At 72.6% G+C, this 16,365-nt stretch carries 12 protein-coding genes; 3 read left to right on the top strand and 9 right to left on the bottom strand.

The window, feature by feature from the left end; genetic code table 11:
- Positions 1 to 149 precede the first annotated feature (149 nt).
- The gene (proS, locus tag CHF15_RS18510) at positions 150 to 1,562 is read right to left on the bottom strand and encodes a proline--tRNA ligase (protein ID WP_089224950.1); all 1,413 of its coding nucleotides are present in this window, start codon (positions 1,560 to 1,562) and stop codon (positions 150 to 152) included.
- A 216-nt stretch (positions 1,563 to 1,778) separates the two neighbouring features.
- Here proS and CHF15_RS18515 point away from each other — a divergent pair, with 216 nt between their 5' ends.
- Positions 1,779 to 2,618: a methyltransferase domain-containing protein gene (locus CHF15_RS18515; protein ID WP_245938911.1), complete on the top strand. Its 840-nt coding sequence runs from the start codon at positions 1,779 to 1,781 to the stop codon at positions 2,616 to 2,618.
- A 70-nt stretch (positions 2,619 to 2,688) separates the two neighbouring features.
- On the opposite strand, the gene ftsH is transcribed toward CHF15_RS18515, so the two are convergent.
- The 7 genes from ftsH to nsdA form a co-directional block, all read right to left on the bottom strand.
- Positions 2,689 to 4,623 (bottom strand): ATP-dependent zinc metalloprotease FtsH, encoded by a 1,935-nt coding sequence (gene ftsH, locus CHF15_RS18520; RefSeq protein ID WP_089224952.1) that lies wholly within the window; start codon positions 4,621 to 4,623, stop codon positions 2,689 to 2,691.
- A gap of 36 nt (positions 4,624 to 4,659) precedes the next feature.
- Positions 4,660 to 5,175: a GNAT family N-acetyltransferase gene (locus CHF15_RS18525; RefSeq protein WP_089224953.1), complete on the bottom strand. Its 516-nt coding sequence runs from the start codon at positions 5,173 to 5,175 to the stop codon at positions 4,660 to 4,662.
- Positions 5,176 to 5,249: 74 nt separating this feature from the next.
- Positions 5,250 to 6,788, bottom strand: a complete 1,539-nt coding sequence (ffh, locus tag CHF15_RS18530) for a signal recognition particle protein (RefSeq protein WP_089224954.1) — start codon at positions 6,786 to 6,788, stop codon at positions 5,250 to 5,252.
- 84 nt (positions 6,789 to 6,872) lie between these two features.
- A complete protein-coding gene (locus CHF15_RS18535) occupies positions 6,873 to 9,350 on the bottom strand; it encodes a [protein-PII] uridylyltransferase (RefSeq protein WP_089224955.1) in 2,478 nt (825 codons plus the stop codon).
- Between the two features lie 91 nt (positions 9,351 to 9,441).
- Positions 9,442 to 9,780 (bottom strand): P-II family nitrogen regulator, encoded by a 339-nt coding sequence (locus CHF15_RS18540; protein WP_018562967.1) that lies wholly within the window; start codon positions 9,778 to 9,780, stop codon positions 9,442 to 9,444.
- On the bottom strand, positions 9,777 to 11,135 hold the full coding sequence (locus CHF15_RS18545) for an ammonium transporter (RefSeq protein WP_089224956.1): 1,359 nt from the start codon (positions 11,133 to 11,135) through the stop codon (positions 9,777 to 9,779). Before CHF15_RS18545 ends, CHF15_RS18540 begins: the two co-directional genes overlap by 4 nt.
- A gap of 393 nt (positions 11,136 to 11,528) precedes the next feature.
- Positions 11,529 to 13,043, bottom strand: a complete 1,515-nt coding sequence (gene nsdA, locus CHF15_RS18550; protein WP_375818149.1) for a transcriptional repressor NsdA — start codon at positions 13,041 to 13,043, stop codon at positions 11,529 to 11,531.
- 233 nt (positions 13,044 to 13,276) lie between these two features.
- Here nsdA and CHF15_RS18555 point away from each other — a divergent pair, with 233 nt between their 5' ends.
- The gene (locus CHF15_RS18555) at positions 13,277 to 13,951 is read left to right on the top strand and encodes a bifunctional DNA primase/polymerase (protein WP_089224958.1); all 675 of its coding nucleotides are present in this window, start codon (positions 13,277 to 13,279) and stop codon (positions 13,949 to 13,951) included.
- A gap of 95 nt (positions 13,952 to 14,046) precedes the next feature.
- Here CHF15_RS18555 and ftsY read toward each other — a convergent pair whose 3' ends face one another.
- Positions 14,047 to 15,273, bottom strand: a complete 1,227-nt coding sequence (ftsY, locus tag CHF15_RS18560) for a signal recognition particle-docking protein FtsY (RefSeq protein ID WP_089224959.1) — start codon at positions 15,271 to 15,273, stop codon at positions 14,047 to 14,049.
- Between the two features lie 100 nt (positions 15,274 to 15,373).
- Between ftsY and CHF15_RS18565 the strand changes: the two genes are divergently transcribed.
- Positions 15,374 to 16,363: an LLM class flavin-dependent oxidoreductase gene (locus CHF15_RS18565; RefSeq protein ID WP_089224960.1), complete on the top strand. Its 990-nt coding sequence runs from the start codon at positions 15,374 to 15,376 to the stop codon at positions 16,361 to 16,363.
- The last annotated feature ends 2 nt before the right edge of the window (positions 16,364 to 16,365 follow it).

Consider the following 16,365-nt stretch of genomic DNA (forward strand, 5'->3'; position numbering starts at 1 on the left):
GGCCATCCCAAATATTTTGCACGTACTAGTCAGTTCCGGATGATGCGTACGGCTGAGGGCGGGTGCGGAGGACAGTGGAGAAGTCACGCACCCGCCTCAAGCGTGGACGTACTGCCGATTACGTACGTCGCTTTTCAGTCAGTTGACGGTCAGTATGCCCGCGCGACGAGCGCGACGGTACCCGGCGCGTCGTCCGCTTCCGGAACAGCGCCGTCCTCGGTGAGGAGGCAGCGTACGGACACGCCCTGCTCGGCCAGCTTGGCCTCGCCCTCCGGGCCCAGGTCCGCCCACGGGATACGGCCCCAGCCGGTGGTCGCGGCCTCGGCGGCCTCGGCGATCGTCTTGACGTCCACGGTGCGGGACTCGCGGCGCTCGCGGGACTGGCGCAGCAGCGTGGCCTGGTCCTCCTCCAGCACCTTGGGCAGCAGCGCGGCCAGCTCGTCGATCGCCACCGGCTCCTTGCCCCCGGGGACACGGCGGGCGAGCATCGCGGTGCCGTTCTCCAGGTCGCGCGGGCCGACCTCGACGCGGACGGGGACGCCCTTGAGCTCCCAGTCCACGGCGCGCCGGCCGAAGGGGGTGTCGGTGCGCACGTCGACCTGGACGCGCACACCCGCGGCCTTGAGCCGGTCGCCGATCTCGCGGACCTTGGCGACGACCGCGTCGTCGCCCTTGATCGCCAGGACGACGGCCTGCACCGGGGCCAGCCGCGGCGGCACGCGCAGTCCGTTGTCGTCGCCGTGGGACATGATCAGGCCGCCGACCATGCGGGTCGACACGCCCCAGGAGGTCTGCCAGACCAGTTCCTGCTGCCCCTCCTTCGACAGGTAGGAGGTGTTGAAGGCCTTGGCGAAGTTGGTGCCCAGCTCGTGGCTGGTGCCCAGCTGCAGCGCCTTGCCGTCGCCCATCATGCCCTCGAGGGTGAGGGTGTTGATGGCGCCGGCGAAGCGCTCGCGGGCGGTCTTGCGGCCGAGGACGACGTCGATCCCCAGGACCTCGGTCATGAAGTCGCCGTAGACGTCGCGGTGGATCATCGCCGCGTACTCGCGGGCGTCCTCGTAGGTGGCGTGCGCGGTGTGGCCCTCCTGCCACAGGAACTCACTCGTGCGGAGGAAGAGCCGCGAACGCATCTCCCAACGGACCACGTTGGCCCACTGGTTGATGAGCAGCGGCAGGTCGCGGTAACTCTGCACCCACTTGGAGAAGTACTCGTTGATGATCGTCTCGGAGGTGGGCCGGACGACGACCGGCTCCTCCAGCTCCTTGCCGCCGCCGTGGGTGACCACGGCCAGCTCCGGCGCGAAGCCCTCGACGTGCTCGGCCTCCCGGGTCAGGTAGGACTGCGGGATGAAGAGCGGGAAGTACGCGTTCTGGGCGCCCGCCTCCTTGATCCGCGCGTCCATCTCCTGCTGCATCCGCTCCCACAGCGAGTACCCGTACGGCCGGATGACCATGGTGCCGCGCACCGGGCCGTTGTCGGCCAGCTCGGCCTTGTTGATCAGGTCCTGGTACCAGCGCGGGAAGTCGTCCGCCTGGGGCGTGAGTACGGGAGCCTTTGCCATGCCGCAGATGGTACGGGGACAGGGGCGCCGGACGTGAATCGGCGGGTCCGGGAATCGGCCCAATCCTCACCTTCAAACCTCTGGACTACGGCCCGGAAGGGGAGTTGGCTGACTCCGGGGGCATGCGCGGCGTGACGGCGACGGTGCGCGGCGTAACCGGGGGGCGTACGAGGAAGGCTTTCGGCGAGACAGCGACGCGGCTGATTGGGGCGCTCGATGACACCTACGCTCGCACGGCACCCACGAACACACCGGACCGACGGCAGGGCGCGTGACTGGGCGGAGATCCAGGAGCGGATGCTCGTACCGCTCTACGAGGCGGTGCACGCGCGATTGGAGGTCGGCCCCCGCACCCGGCTGCTCGGCATCGGGTGCGGATCGGGACTCGCGCTGCTGATGGCCTCGGCGCGGGGCGCGGCGGTCACGGGATGCGATCCGGACGAACGGCGTCTCGCGCTGGCCCGGCAGCGGCTGCTGCCCGAGCCGCAGTGGGGCGCGCCGGTGCGGTCCGACGGGCGCACCCGGCTCGTGCCGGGCGGCCCGGAGGAGGTGCCCGGCACGGAAGGGCCGCCGTTCACGATGGTGACCGCCCTCGACCCGGGGACGGCACACGGTGAGCTGGTCCCGGCGCTCAGGGCCGCGGCGGGCCTGGCCGAACGGGGCAGCCCGGTCGTGCTGGCCGGCTGGGGGCCGCCCGAGCGCTGCGCGACGGGGCGGGTGCTGCGGGTAGCGGCCCGGCTGGCCGAGCCGCGCGACGCCACCGCCGCGGCCGCGGCCGCGGTCCGGCTCAGCGGCCGGGACGATCTGGAGGACCTGGCGCGGGACGCGGGGCTGCGCCCGGACGGCTCGGGACGGGTGTCCTGCCCCTTCGGCTACCCCGACATGGACAGCGCGGTACGCGGCCTGGTCTCGACCGGGCTCTTCGACGCGGCCGTGGCGGCCACCGACGAGGACCAGGTGCGCAAGGAACTGCGCGAGGCGCTGCACGCGTACCGGCGCGCCGACGGCACGATCCGGATGGAGAACGTGTTCCGGTACCTGGTGGCCCGGGTGTAGCCGGGACGTTCCCGGTGCGACCGCGACCGCGACCGCTGCCCCGACCCCGCGGCGGCTGCCCGGCGGTGGCTTACTCGGCGGCCTTCGCCAGACGCGGGATGCCCGCCGCCTCGTAGGCCTCGCCCTCCTCCAGCGTCTCCGCCTCCAGCAGCCGCTCCGCGAGGGCGTCCAGTTGCTCGCGGTGCCGGCCCAGCAGCCGGCAGGCCGTCCCGTAGCACTCGTCCACGATCCTGCGCATCTCGGCGTCGATCACGTCGAGGGTGGCGGGGGCGGCGGACAGTCCGTAGGGCTGCTGGGAGTCGGCCGGGATCGCGGAGAGCGGGCCGACCTTCTCGCTCATGCCCCAGCGGCCGACCATGCCCCGGACGACGTTGGTGACCTGCTCCAGGTCGTTCTCGGCGCCGGTGGTGATCACCCCGAAGACGACGTGCTCGGCGGCCATGCCGCCGAGCGCGCCGATGATCCGGCCGCGCAGGTACTCCTCGGTGTACGCGTAGCGGTCGGAGTCGGGGGTGGAGAGGGTGACGCCGAGGGCGCGGCCGCGCGGGACGATGGTGATCTTGCGTACGGGGTCGGCGCCCGGGTGCAGCATGCCGAGCAGGGCGTGCCCGGACTCGTGGTAGGCGGTACGGCGACGCTCCTCGACGGGGATCACGAGCGGGCGTGCCGCGCCCAGCTGCACCTTCTCCAGAGCGTCGGAGAGCTCGCTCTGCCCGACGGCGCCCTTGCCGCGCTTGACGGCGAGCAGGGCCGCCTCGTTGGCGAGGTTGGCCAATTCCGCGCCCGTCATCCCGGGCGTCGCACGGGCCACGGCGGTCAGGTCGATGCCGCCCTCCAGGGGGACCTGGCGCAGGTGGATGCCGAGGATGGCCTCGCGGCCCGTGCGGTCGGGCGGGCTGACGTGGACGACGCGGTCGAAGCGGCCGGGCCGGGTCAGGGCGGGGTCCAGGACGTCGGGCCGGTTGGTGGCGGCGATGACGACGACGCCCTCGGAGCCGGAGAAGCCGTCCATCTCGGTGAGGATCTGGTTGAGGGTCTGCTCCCGCTCGTCGTGGCCCCCGATGCCGCCCGCGGCGCCGCGGGCGCGCCCGATGGTGTCGATCTCGTCGATGAAGATGATCGCCGGTGCGACCTTGCGGGCCTCCGCGAACAGCTCGCGCACCCGGCCGGCGCCGACGCCCACGATCATCTCGATGAACTCGGAGGCGGAGGCGGAGAAGAACGGCACGTCGGCCTCGCCGGCCACGGCCCGGGCGAGCAGGGTCTTGCCGGTGCCGGGCGGTCCGGCCAGCAGCACACCGCGCGGCATCCGCGCCCCGAGCGCCCGGTAGGCCTGGGGGCGCTTGAGGAAGTCGACGACCTCGTTGAGCTCGGCCTCCACCTCGTCGATGCCCGCCACGTCGGCGAAGGTGGTGCGGCGGCCCAGCTCGGGGACGACCGGCCGCGGCGGGGCCCGGCGGCCGATGCCGCCCAGGCCGCCGAGCCCGCCCGCGAGCTTGCTCATCCGGCGGGAGACGTAGAGCCACAGCAGGACCAGCAGCAGGACCGGGGCGAGCGAGAGCAGCAGGTTGTAGAGCAGTCCGCGCTGCTGGACGACGGGTTCTGCGGTGACGGTGACCTTGTTCTTCGTCAGGGTCGCCCACAGGTCGTCGTCGGCGAAGACCGGCCGCTGGGTCTTGAACTGCATGAACGTGCCCTCGTCCGCCCCGGGCACGTCCTGCTTCCGCTTGAGCTGCCCCTCGATGGAGTCGCCCTTGGAGTAGATCTTCGAGATGTTGTCCGCGGCGAGCTGCCGGCCGAACTCGGTGTACGAGATCGTGGTCGGCCGGGACCCGGTGAAGAACGAGAGCACCAGGTCGGTGATGAGGAAGACGGCGAGCGCCGTCAGGATCATGCCGCCCCAGCCGCCCATACGGCGCCGACGCCGGGTGGGCGAGGAGGGTGGCGCGCCCTCCGTCCGCCATGGGTCGTCCGGATTCTGCCGGGGCGGTACGGAATTGCCCATACCCCGACCATAAGGACAGCGCCGCTCCGCCGCCCCTCAGGCCCCGGGCCACTCCTCGGCGGTGAGCGCGAAGCGTTCGTGGTCGCGCCAGGCGTCGTTCAGGTAGAGCATGCGGGGGGTGAAGCCCTCGTGGCGGAAGCCGAGGCGTTTGGCCATGGCGACCGACCGTTCGTTCTCCGGCTGGACGTTGATCTCCAGCCGGTGCAGGCCCAGGCCCTGCGGCTCGCGGGCGAAGCAGCGGTCGACGACCAGCCGCAGGCCCTCGCTCATCCGCCCGGTGCCGGCGAAGGGCACGTAGCTGTCGTAGCCCAGGCTGGCGTTGCGGAAGCGCCCCATGACGATGTTGGCCACGTTGCACTTGCCGACGATCCCGCCGGTGTCCTCGTCGAGGATCAGGAACGTCCGCAGCACGGGCCCCTGGCGCCGCAGCAGTTCGGGCAGCCCGTCCGGTTCGACCGGGTTCCACCGGCCGACGTGCTCGGCGGAACGCAGGACCGCCTCCCGGTACGCGGGGGCGTCGGCCGGCTCCGGGGCACGGATGTGTACGCGCATGGGTCCATGATGCACGCGCGGCGGCGGCCCCTCCCTCCCGGGAAGCGCCGCCGCCGTACGGACACGGGACCGGATCAGCCCATGAACTTCTTGAACTCGTCGGGCAGTTCGAAGTTCTGGCCCTCCTGGGCCGCCGGCATCCCGAAGGCGCCGCCGGCCTGCTGCTCGCGGCGGGCGGCGTCGGCCTTCTCCTGCTCGGCGCGCTTGAGCGGGTTGCCGCTCTGGCGCTTGCCCTTGGCCTTCTTCTGCTGCTTCTTCTGGCGGGCGCCGCCGCCCAGGCCCGGCATGCCGGGCATCCCGGGGATGCCGCCCTGGGCCATCCGCGACATCATCTTGCGGGCCTCGAAGAACCGCTCCACCAGGCTCTTCACGGCGCTGACGTCCACACCGGAACCGCGGGCGATGCGGGCACGGCGGGAGCCGTTGATGATCATCGGGTCCTGGCGCTCGCCCGGGGTCATCGACTTGATGATCGCGGCCGTGCGGTCCACGTCGCGCTCGTCGAGGTTGTTGATCTGGTCCTTGATCTGGCCCATGCCCGGGAGCATGCCGAGCAACTTGGAGATCGAACCCATCTTGCGGACCTGCTCCATCTGCTGGAGGAAGTCGTCGAGGGTGAACTCCTTGGGACCCTTGGCCAGCTTCTCGGCCATCTTCTGGGCCTCGGCCTGGCTGAAGGTCTGCTCGGCCTTCTCGATCAGGCTGAGGACGTCACCCATGCCCAGGATGCGCGAGGCCATCCGGTCGGGGTGGAAGGCGTCGAAGTCGTCCAGCTTCTCGCCGTTGGAGGCGAACATGATCTGGCGGCCGGTGACGTGCGCGATGGAGAGCGCGGCACCACCGCGGGCGTCGCCGTCGAGCTTGGAGAGCACGACGCCGTCGAAGCCGACGCCGTCGCGGAAGGCCTCGGCGGTGTTGACCGCGTCCTGGCCGATCATGGCGTCGACGACGAAGAGGATCTCGTCGGGCCGCACGGCGTCGCGGATGTCCGCGGCCTGCTGCATCATCTCGGCGTCGATGCCGAGGCGGCCGGCGGTGTCGACGACCACGACGTCGTACTGCTTGGTGCGGGCGTGCTCGAGGGAGTCCTTGGCGACCTGGACCGGGTCGCCCACGCCGTTGCCGGGCTCCGGCGCGTAGACCGCGACGCCCGCCCGCTCCGCGACGACCTGGAGCTGGTTGACGGCGTTGGGGCGCTGGAGGTCGGCGGCGACCAGCAGCGGGGTGTGGCCCTGGCTCGCCAGCCAGCGGCCGAGCTTGCCCGCCAGGGTCGTCTTGCCGGCACCCTGCAGACCGGCGAGCATGATGACGGTCGGCGGCTGCTTGGCGAAGCGCAGCCGGCGGGTCTCACCGCCGAGGATGCCGACCAGCTCGTCGTTGACGATCTTGATGACCTGCTGGGCGGGATTGAGGGCCTGGGACACCTCGGCCCCGCTCGCCCGCTCCTTGACCTGCTTGATGAAGGCGCGGACCACCGGCAGCGCGACATCCGCCTCCAGCAGCGCGATACGGATCTCGCGCGCCGTGGCGTCGATGTCCGCCTCGGAGAGGCGGCCCTTGCCCCGGAGGTTCTTGAACGTCGCTGCGAGGCGGTCGGAAAGGGTGTCGAACACGTCGGTCGCGGATCCTCAGGTCGGGGGCGGGTGATAGGTCGTCCTCAAGGGTATCCGCCCGGCCCGCGAATGGTCTCCACCGCGTCAGCGCAGGGCCCGCTCCACCTGGTCGGCGACCTCGGCCGCGCGTACGTCGGGGAGCGGAGCGCCGGCGGTGTCGGTGACGTAGAACGCGTCCACCGCGTTGGCGCCGAGCGTACTGATGCGGGCGGACCTGACGTTCACGCCGGTGGACTCCAGGGCCCGGCCGATGCGGTGCAGCAGCCCCGGGGCGTCGTGGGCGCGGACCTCGATGACGGTCGCGGCGGTGGAGCTGCCGGGGGCGACGGTGACCCTGGGCGGCGGGGAGGAGACCCCGCGGCGGCGGGGATGGGCGGACTCGCGCTCCGCCAGCCGGGACTCGATGTCGAGGGAGCCCGCGAAGGCCCGGGCGAAGTCGTTGCGCAGCCGTGCCGCCTCGGGCAGCGAGCCGTACTGGGCGGCCACCCGCCAGCGCAGGAGGGTCACCGGGCCGTCGCCGATGGGGTCGACCGTGCGCAGGTCGGCGGCGCGGACGGTGAGCCGGTGCAGGGCGAGCACGCCAGCCGCCGCGGCGAGCAGCCCGGGGCGGTCGGGAACGGCGAGCAGCAGTTCCACGCCGACGGGCTCGGGTTCGTCGTCCGCGGTCCGCGGGGCGGTGCCGTCGGGGTCGGGTTCGGCGTGGGCGCGCAGCGCGATGACCGGGCCCCCGGTGCGAGCCGACTCGACGGCCAGGCGCTCCTCCTCGGCGGTGGGCTCGCGGTCGGCCTGCTCGGGCACCGCCCCGCTCGCCAGGACGGCGGCGACCCGCTTGACCAGGTCGCCGACGAGCGAGGACCGCCACGCGCTCCAGGCCGCGGGGCCGGTGGCGAGGGCGTCCGCCTCGGTCAGCGCGTGCAGCAGTTCCAGCGTCTCGGAGTCGCGGACGGCGTCGGCGACGCTCTGCACGGTGGCGGGGTCGTCCAGGTCGCGCCGGGTCGCGGTCTCGATCAGCAGCAGGTGGTGGCGGACGAGCAGGGCCAGCGTCTCCACGTCGGCGCGGCCGAAGCCGAAGCGGGCCGCGACGTCGCGGGCGATGACCTCGCCGGCCTCGGAGTGGTCACCGGGCCAGCCCTTGCCGATGTCGTGCAGCAGGGCGGCGATGAGCAGGAGGTCGGGACGGCCGACCCGGCGGGTCAGGCGCGAGGCGCGCACCGCGCACTCGATGAGGTGCCGGTCGACGGTCCAGATGTGCACGGCGTTGCGCTGCGGGCGGCAGCGGACCCGCTCCCAGTCGGGGAGCAGCCGGGTGATCATGCCCTCGGCCTCCAGGGCCTCCCACACCGGCACGGTGGACTCCCCCGCGCCCAGCAGCGTGACGAGCTGTTCGCGGGCCTCGGCGGGCCACGGCACCGGCAGCGGCCGGGTCGCCTGGGCCACGCCCAGCCGGCGGACCGCGTGCAGCGACAGCGGTACGCCGTGCTCGGCCGCCGCCGCGGCCGCGCGCAGCGGCAGCACCGGGTCGCGCTCGGGCCTGGCCGTGAGGGCGAGGACGGCCTCGCCCTCGTGCTCCACGACGCCCTCGGCGAGCGGGGTGCGCTCGGGCGCGTTCGCCTGATCGGGACGGGAGCGGCCGAGCAGCCCGCGCCTGCGGGGCCTCGACTGGCGGGAGCGCAGGACCCGGGCGACCTCGCGCCAGGTGACGTCGAAGGCGTAGCCGACGGTCCGGGCGGCCTCGTACACCTGGCGCAGCAGCGCGTCGGCGTCCAGCAGGCCGAGTGCGCCGGCCACCTGGTCCTGCTCCTGCAGGGCCAGCCGGTCGGTGGCGCGGCCGGTCACCAGGTGGAGCGCGTCCCGGGCGTCGAGCAGCCGGGTGCGGGCGTCCTCCAGTCCCTCGCGGGGCGCGTCGGCGAGCCAGGAGGCGGCGACGGCGCGCAGGGCGGTGGCGTCGCGCAGGCCGCCGCGGGCCTCCTTGAGGTCGGGCTCCAGCAGGTACGAGAGCTCGCCGTGGCGTTCGGCGCGCTCCAGGCACAGCTCGTGGAGCGCGGGGAGCCGCTTGGGGGCCTGGTTTCGCCAGTCGGCGAGGACGGCGGTGCGCAGGGACGCGGTGAGGGCGGTGTCCCCGGCGATGTGGCGGGCGTCGAGGAGGCCGAGCTGGACCTTGAGGTCCTCGGCGGCGGTCTTGCGGGCCTCGACCGGGGTGCGGACGGAGTGGTCGAGGGCGACGCCCAGGTCCCAGACCGGGTACCAGATCCCGTCGGCGAGGCCGGCGACGTCCGCGGGGCCGGCCGAGCCGTCGTGGAGCAGCAGCAGGTCGAGATCGCTGCGCGGGGAGAGCTCGCCCCTGCCGTAGCCGCCGACGGCGACCAGGGACCAGCCCCTGGTCCCGGTCCGGTCGGCCGCGCCGCGGGCGAGGTCGGCGAGCCATGTGTCGGTGAGGGCGGCCAGCGCCTTGCGCCGCGGCGGCCCGGACGGGCCCTCGCCGTTCAGGAGGGCCAGCCGGGCCGCCGCATAGCCTGCAGGGGCGTGTCCGTCGCGGGCTTTCGCGTCGACGTTCTCCGTCACACTGTCTCCAGTCGCAGGCCGTGCGGTGGAACTGCTCGGGTTCGGTGGTGCGAAGGGGCGCGGCCGGAGTCCCGGCCGCGCCCCCGCGTCCTCAGAGTGCGTCCGGGCCGCGCTCCCCGGTCCGGACCCGTACGGCGGTCTCGACCGGGATGCTCCAGACCTTGCCGTCACCGATCTTGCCGGTGCGGGCCGCCTTGACGATGACGTCGATCAGCTGGTCGGCGTCGCCGTCCTCGACGAGCACCTCGATGCGGATCTTGGGCACGAGGTCGACGGTGTACTCGGCACCGCGGTACACCTCGGTGTGGCCCCGCTGGCGGCCGTAGCCGCTGGCCTCGGTGACCGTCAGGCCCTGGACGCCGAAGGCCTGCAGGGCCTCCTTGATCTCGTCCAGCCGGTGCGGCTTCACGACCGCGGTGATGAGCTTCACGCGTCCACCTTCTTCGACGGGGCGTCGGTCACCTGGGTGCCGGTGCCACTGCTGCTGTCCAGGGAGGAGAGGGCGGAGCGGACCGCGCCGGCCACGCCCGCGAAGTCGTAGCCGGTCTCCGCGTGCTCGGCCTGGTCGATGCCCGCGACCTCGGTGTCCTCGCTGACGGTGAATCCGATCACCAGGTCGATGAGCTTGGCAAGGATCGCCGACGCGACCAGCGAGTAGGCCAGGACCACGCCGACGCCGAGGAACTGCTTCCACAGCTGGTCGAAGCCGCCGCCGTAGAAGACACCCTTGGCGGTCTGGCCGACCCCGCCGGTGGCGAAGAAGCCGATGAGCAGCGAGCCGATGATGCCGCCGACCATGTGGACGCCGACCACGTCGAGGGAGTCGTCGAAGCCGAACCGGTACTTCAGGCCGACCGCGGCAGCGCAGACCACACCGGCGATGACACCGACGGCGATGGCACCGAGCGGGCTGACCGAGCCGCAGGCCGGGGTGATGGCGACCAGGCCGGCGACGGCGCCGGAGGCGGCGCCCAGGGTGGTGAAGGAGCCGTGCTTGATCTTCTCGTAGGCGAGCCAGCCGAGCATCGCGGAGGCGGTGGCGACCTGGGTGTTGGTGAAGGCCACGGCCGCGACGCCGTCGGAGGCGAGCCAGGAGCCGGCGTTGAAGCCGAACCAGCCGAACCACAGCAGACCGGCGCCCAGCATGACCAGCGGCAGGTTGTGCGGCCGGAACGGGTCCTTCTTGAAGCCCACGCGCTTGCGGATGACGAGGATCACGCCGAGCGCGGCGGCACCGGCGTTGATGTGCACCGCCGTACCGCCGGCGAAGTCGATCACGCCGCGGGTGAAGAGGAAGCCGTCGGACGCCCAGACCATGTGGGCGACCGGGAAGTACACGACCGTCGCCCACAGGGCCACGAAGAGCGACCAGGCGGTGAACTTCACCCGGTCCGCCAGGGCACCGCTGATCAGGGCCGGTGTGATGATCGCGAACATCAGCTGGAACACGGCGAAGACGTAGACCGGGATGGTGTAGCCGTCCCACAGCTGGGCGATCCCGATGTTGCGCATGCCGGCCCACTCGAAGCCGCCGAAGAAGGCGTTCCCGGAGTCGAACGCGACGCTGAAGCCGTAGAGCGTCCACAGCACCGTGACGATGCCGATGGCGATGAAGCTCATCATCAGCATGTTCAGGACGCTCTTGACCCGGACCATGCCGCCGTAGAAGAAGGCCAGACCGGGGGTCATCACGAGCACCAGTGCCGCGCTCAGCAGCATGAACGCCGTGCTACCGCTGTCGAGCGTGGGCGTGTCTGCGGCAAGCGTCAGAAAGCCTGCTGCCATCGGCGTCTCCTCGTCATCCGAACGGCCCGTGCGGGATGCGGGCTCGGTGGGCCGGTTTTCGCCATGAGGTTGTCCCAGCCGGGTTTCCGTCGACGCCATCGGGTGTTTCGTCACCGTGACGAAGAAGTCGTCCGTGTTACGTCGCGATGAACCGCCGCCCCAGCGGGCGCCGCCATGACGACGCCCTCATGACGCCACGACCCCTCGGACGGGCCGACGAGCTGTATACGTGCCGCACGGGCCGGGGTGTACAAACCTCGCCACGCCGTCGAGGGGACGCGCCGGTGAACGAGGACCGGCCGCGGCGAGCCACCCGGTTGACCTGGCATGGGGGAGCCGAGTCGGGCTGTCGGGATGGCCGGCCGCGGCCGGGGTGCGGGGCGGACCGCCGGATCAGGCGGTCTCGGCGACCTCGGGGAGGTCGGCGGCGAGGCGCTCGCTGAGCTGGGCGACCTCGGCGACCTTTCCGAAGTCGCGCAGGGCGCTGTCGGCGGTCTTGCGGATGCGGGTGTTCACCCGCTCGGAGCGCACGTGCTTGGCGACGTCGATCGCCTGGACGGTGAGCCCCGCGGCCTCCTCCGGGCTGCGCTGCAGCAGATGCACGGTGGCCATGCCGATCAGGTTGAGGGCGTAGGCGCGCTGGTGGACGCTGTCCTGCGCGAACAGGTCGACGGCCCGCTGCATCACCGGGTGGGCCAGCGAGGCGTACGTGGGGCTGCGGCCGGCCACGTATGCCAGGTCACGGTAGGAGTGGGCGTTCTCGGCGTTGAGCTCGGCCTCGTTGAAGAAGCTGATCCAGTCCGGGTCCTCGGCGGGCCGGGAATCGGTGTAGGAGTCCTCCGCCATCCGCACGGCGCGGTGGCATTTGCTGACCTGACCCATGTTGGCGTAGGCGCGGGCCTCCATCGCGTACAGCATCGCCTGGGTGGTGGCGCTCGCGCTGTCCCTGCTGCCGTACTGCGCCAGGTGGATGAGTTCCAGTGCGTCGTCGGGCCGGTCCAGGTGGATCATCTGGCGGCTCATGCTGGACAGGACGAAGGCTCCGAGCGGGCGGTCGTCGGCCTCCTTTGCCGCGTGCAGGGCCAGGACCAGGTACTTCTGCGCGGTGGGGTGCAGGCCGACGTCGTACGACATCCAGCCGGCGAGCGCCGCAAGCTCGGCGGTGACGCGGTAGAGCCGCCTGGCGACGGAGTGCGGATGGGACTCCTGGAGCAGGTCGGTGACCTCGTGCAGCTGGCCGACCACCGCCTTGCGGCGCAGGCCGCCGCCGCACTGGTTGTCCCACTGCCGGAACATCACCGTGGTGGCCTCCAGCAGCTCCAGCTCGGGCTCGGAGAGCCGGGCCCTGACGCGGGAGTCGCGAGGCGGCGGGATGTCGGGGCCGGACGCGGGGGTGGGCACCAGCCAGCGCTGCATCGGCTCGACGAGGGCGGGGCCGGCGGCCAGCGCCAGGGAGGTCCCGAGGAAGCCGCGGCGGCCGAGCATCAGGTCGCTGCGGGAGAACTCGTTGATCATCTGGACCGTCTGCGGCCCCGCCCACGGCAGGTCCACTCCGGTCGAGGCGGGCGGCTGGTGGGCGGGACGCAGCCCCAGGTCCTCTACCGGGACGACGGTGCCGAAGCGTTCGGAGAACAGCTCGGACAGGATCCGCGGGATCGGTTCCCGCGGCTGCTCGCCGTCCAGCCAGCGGCGCACCCGCGAGGTGTCCGTGCTGACGTGCAGCGCCCCCATCTGGCGCGCTCTGCGGTTCACCTGACGGGCGAGTTCGCCCTTGGACCAGCCACTGCGCACAAACCAAGAGGTCAACTGCGCGTTGGGCTGCTTGTCCTGTGTGCCGCCCACCGTGACGCCCCCATTCCGTCGCCCAACACCTCCGGGGATGAGGGCCGTTGCCTGCCTGGCCCCCATGTGCCTCAGTGTCCTACGAGTCTTGCCTCCGGCATACCCGCCGGCCCGCACACTTCCGGGGCTTGCAAACCGAAAGTAATCCTACGATCACCCATCCGGCGATGCCTGCAGCGAAAACGCCACCATTCGCCACCCCTTCGAATGAACTACATGTGCACGCGGAGCGATTCACTTGACACATGCCGATCAGGCACGGGCGTAACCATCGGCAACTGCGACCCGTTGGGGGTGTCATGGGCTTCACGATCGGCAGCATGCGGGAGATGCGACACATCCGCTCCGGCGCGCGCCGCCGGACGCACGCCTCGGCGTGCACCACCGTGGCGGAGTACACCGGGTTGTGCGGATGGGCGGTGGCGCCGGGTGCGCGCGCCACGCGCGGGGGCGGCCAGTGCTCCTGCGGTGACCCGGGGTGCGAGGCGCCGGGCGCCCACGCACTGGAGTTCGCCGGCGAGGTGCCGGCCGGGGCGACCCTCGAGGAGGCCGTGGCCGCCTGGGAGCGCGTGCCGGGCGCGGCGCTGATGCTTCCCGTGGGGCGCACCTTCGACGTGATCGACGTGGCGGAACGATCCGGCGTACGCGCTCTGGTGCGCCTGGAGCGGATGGGGCTGCGTCTCGGCCCGGTCGTCGCCACCCCGGACGGCAGGGCGCAGTTCTTCGTCGCGCCGGGTGCCGCCGCCGAGCTCCCGCATCTGCTGTACCGGATGGGCTGGGACGACGCCGACCTCGACCTGCGCTGCCTCGGGCCGGGCGACCATGTGACGGCTCCCCCCTCCGACCTCGGCGGCCTCGGCGCGGTCCGCTGGCTGCGGCCGCCGGCGCTGGACGCCGCCCGCCAGCCCCCGGAGGCCCGGCTGCTGCTCGGCACGCTGGCGTACGTCTGCCACCGCGACCGCGCGTACGCGTGAGCACGTGAGCAACGGGCAAGGGGCGCACTCCCGGGAGTGCGCCCCTTGCCCGTCTGTCGGCTCGTCCGCTTGTCCGCTTCCGCGGATGCCGTCGGCTACGAGCCGATCAGCGCGTCCACGAAGGCCTCGGGCTCGAACGGCGCGAGGTCGTCCGCTCCCTCGCCCAGGCCGATCAGTTTGACCGGGACGCCCAGCTCGCGCTGGACGGCGACGACGATGCCGCCCTTGGCGGTGCCGTCGAGCTTGGTGAGCACGATGCCGGTGATGTCGACGACCTCGGCGAAGACCCGGGCCTGCACCAGGCCGTTCTGGCCCGTCGTGGCGTCCAGGACGAGCAGGACCTCGTCCACCGGGCCGTGCTTCTCCACGACGCGCTTGACCTTGCCGAGCTCGTCCATCAGGCCGGTCTTGGTGTGCAGCCGGCCGGCGGTGTCGATGAGCACGACGTCCGCGCCCTCGGCGATGCCCTCCTTGACCGCGTCGAAGGCGACCGACGCCGGGTCGCCGCCCTCGGGCCCGCGCACGGTCCGGGCGCCGACCCGCTCGCCCCAGGTCTGCAGCTGGTCCGCGGCCGCGGCACGGAAGGTGTCGGCGGCGCCCAGCACGACGCTGCGGCCGTCGGCCACCAGGACCCGGGCGAGCTTGCCGGTGGTGGTGGTCTTGCCGGTGCCGTTGACGCCGACGACCATCAGCACGGCCGGCTGGTCGGCACCGTCCGCGTTCGGCAGCCCGTCCGTGTGGAGCGTGCGGTCCAGGTCCGTGCGGACCAGGGTCAGCAGTTCCTCGCGCAGCAGCTGCCGCAGGTCCGCGGGGCTGCGGGTGCCGAGCACCTTCACCCGGGTGCGCAGCCGCTCCACCAGCTCCTGGGTGGGGGCGACACCGACGTCCGCGGTGAGCAGGGTGTCCTCGACCTCCTCCCAGGTGTCCTCGTCGAGGTGCTCGCGCGAGAGCAGGGTGAGCAGCCCCTTGCCGAGCGCGTTCTGCGAGCGCGAGAGGCGGGAGCGCAGCCGCACCAGGCGGCCGGCGGTGGGCTCGGGCTGCTCGATCTCGGGGGCGGCCGGGCGCTCCTCGACGAGGACGCCGCCTGCGGAGGCGTCTTCCGACTCGGGGAGCTCGACCTCTTCGATGGTCCGGCGGGGTTCGTCCCGCGGGGCCTCGGCCTCGTCGCCGATGTGCGGTTCGGCGGGGGGCGCGGTGATCGTCGGCTGCTCGGTGGGCGGCGCGGGGGGCAGCTGCTTCCTGCGGCGGCTGCCCACCACCAGCCCGCCGGCCGCCAGGATCACGACCAGGGCGATGACTACGGCAAGAATGACGGTTTCCATAACCCGTCCAGTATCGGTCACGCGGCCCGCCCTCCCGGGAGCCACCCGGCGGGCGTCCGCGACTCTGTTAATCTGACGGTTCGTCAGCTAACGTCGGCGCATGCCCGCCACTGTCGTACGCTTCAACCTCGTCGACCCCGCGGCCTCGCCCGGGCCGCTGAGCCACCGCTACCGGGCGGCCCTGGAAATGGCCGCGTACGCCGACGAGCACGGCGTCGCCACCCTCCAGACCGAGGAGCACCACGGCTCCCCCGACGGCTGGCTGCCCTCGCCCCTCACCTTCGCGGGGGCCGCCCTCGGCGCGACCCGCCGGATCGCGGTCACCGTCTCCGCCCTGATCGGACCGCTGTACGACCCGCTGCGGCTGGCGGAGGACCTCGCCGTGCTCGACCACGTCGGCGGCGGACGGCTGGTCACCGTCGCCGGCATCGGCTACCGCCCGGAGGAGTACGCGGCCCTCGGGGTCGACTGGCACCGGCGCGGCGCCCTCCAGGACGAACTGCTGGACACCCTCCTGAAGGCCTGGACCGGTGAGCCCTTCGAATTCCGCGGCCGGACCGTCCGGGTCACGCCCCGCCCCCACAGCTCCCCGCACCCGCTGCTGATCGTCGGCGGCAGCTCGCGCGCCGCGGCGCGCCGGGCGGCGCGGTTCGGACTGCCGTTCTTCCCCAGCGCCCATCTGCCGGAGCTGGAGACCTACTACCGGGAGCAGCTCGCCGAGCACGGCACGGAGGGCTGGTGCCTGATGCCCCCGCCGCAGGTGCCGCTGCTCCACCTGTCCGAGGACCCCGACCGCACCTGGACCGAGTACGGGCGGCACCTGTTCCACGAGGCGGCCACCTACGCCTCGTGGCAGTCCGCCGGCATCCGCTCGGCGGTGCGCTCCACGGCGGCCTCCCCGGAGGAACTGCGCCGCGAGGGCGTCTACCGCGTGGTCACCCCCGACGAGTGCGTCGCCTTCGCGGAGGCGGCCACCGACCCGGCCGCCGCCCTCGTGCTGCACCCGCTGTGCGGGGGGATGCCGGTCGAGGAGGGCTGGCGGAGCCTGCGCCTGTTCGCGGAGCAGGTGCTGCCCCGGCTCAAGGAATGACC

Source organism: Actinacidiphila glaucinigra, from assembly GCF_900188405.1.
GTDB lineage: Bacteria > Actinomycetota > Actinomycetes > Streptomycetales > Streptomycetaceae > Actinacidiphila > Actinacidiphila glaucinigra.

What these genes read in the sequence shown, in the direction of transcription:
- proS (WP_089224950.1), bottom strand. Translation starts at nt 1,562, where the DNA reads ATGGCAAAGGCTCCCGTACTCACGCCCCAGGCGGACGACTTCCCGCGC.
- CHF15_RS18515 (WP_245938911.1), top strand. Translation starts at nt 1,779, where the DNA reads ATGACACCTACGCTCGCACGGCACCCACGAACACACCGGACCGACGGC.
- ftsH (WP_089224952.1), bottom strand. Translation starts at nt 4,623, where the DNA reads ATGGGCAATTCCGTACCGCCCCGGCAGAATCCGGACGACCCATGGCGG.
- CHF15_RS18525 (WP_089224953.1), bottom strand. Translation starts at nt 5,175, where the DNA reads ATGCGCGTACACATCCGTGCCCCGGAGCCGGCCGACGCCCCCGCGTAC.
- CHF15_RS18545 (WP_089224956.1), bottom strand. Translation starts at nt 11,135, where the DNA reads ATGGCAGCAGGCTTTCTGACGCTTGCCGCAGACACGCCCACGCTCGAC.
- nsdA (WP_375818149.1), bottom strand. Translation starts at nt 13,043, where the DNA reads ATGGGGGCCAGGCAGGCAACGGCCCTCATCCCCGGAGGTGTTGGGCGA.
- CHF15_RS18555 (WP_089224958.1), top strand. Translation starts at nt 13,277, where the DNA reads ATGGGCTTCACGATCGGCAGCATGCGGGAGATGCGACACATCCGCTCC.
- ftsY (WP_089224959.1), bottom strand. Translation starts at nt 15,273, where the DNA reads ATGGAAACCGTCATTCTTGCCGTAGTCATCGCCCTGGTCGTGATCCTG.
- CHF15_RS18565 (WP_089224960.1), top strand. Translation starts at nt 15,374, where the DNA reads ATGCCCGCCACTGTCGTACGCTTCAACCTCGTCGACCCCGCGGCCTCG.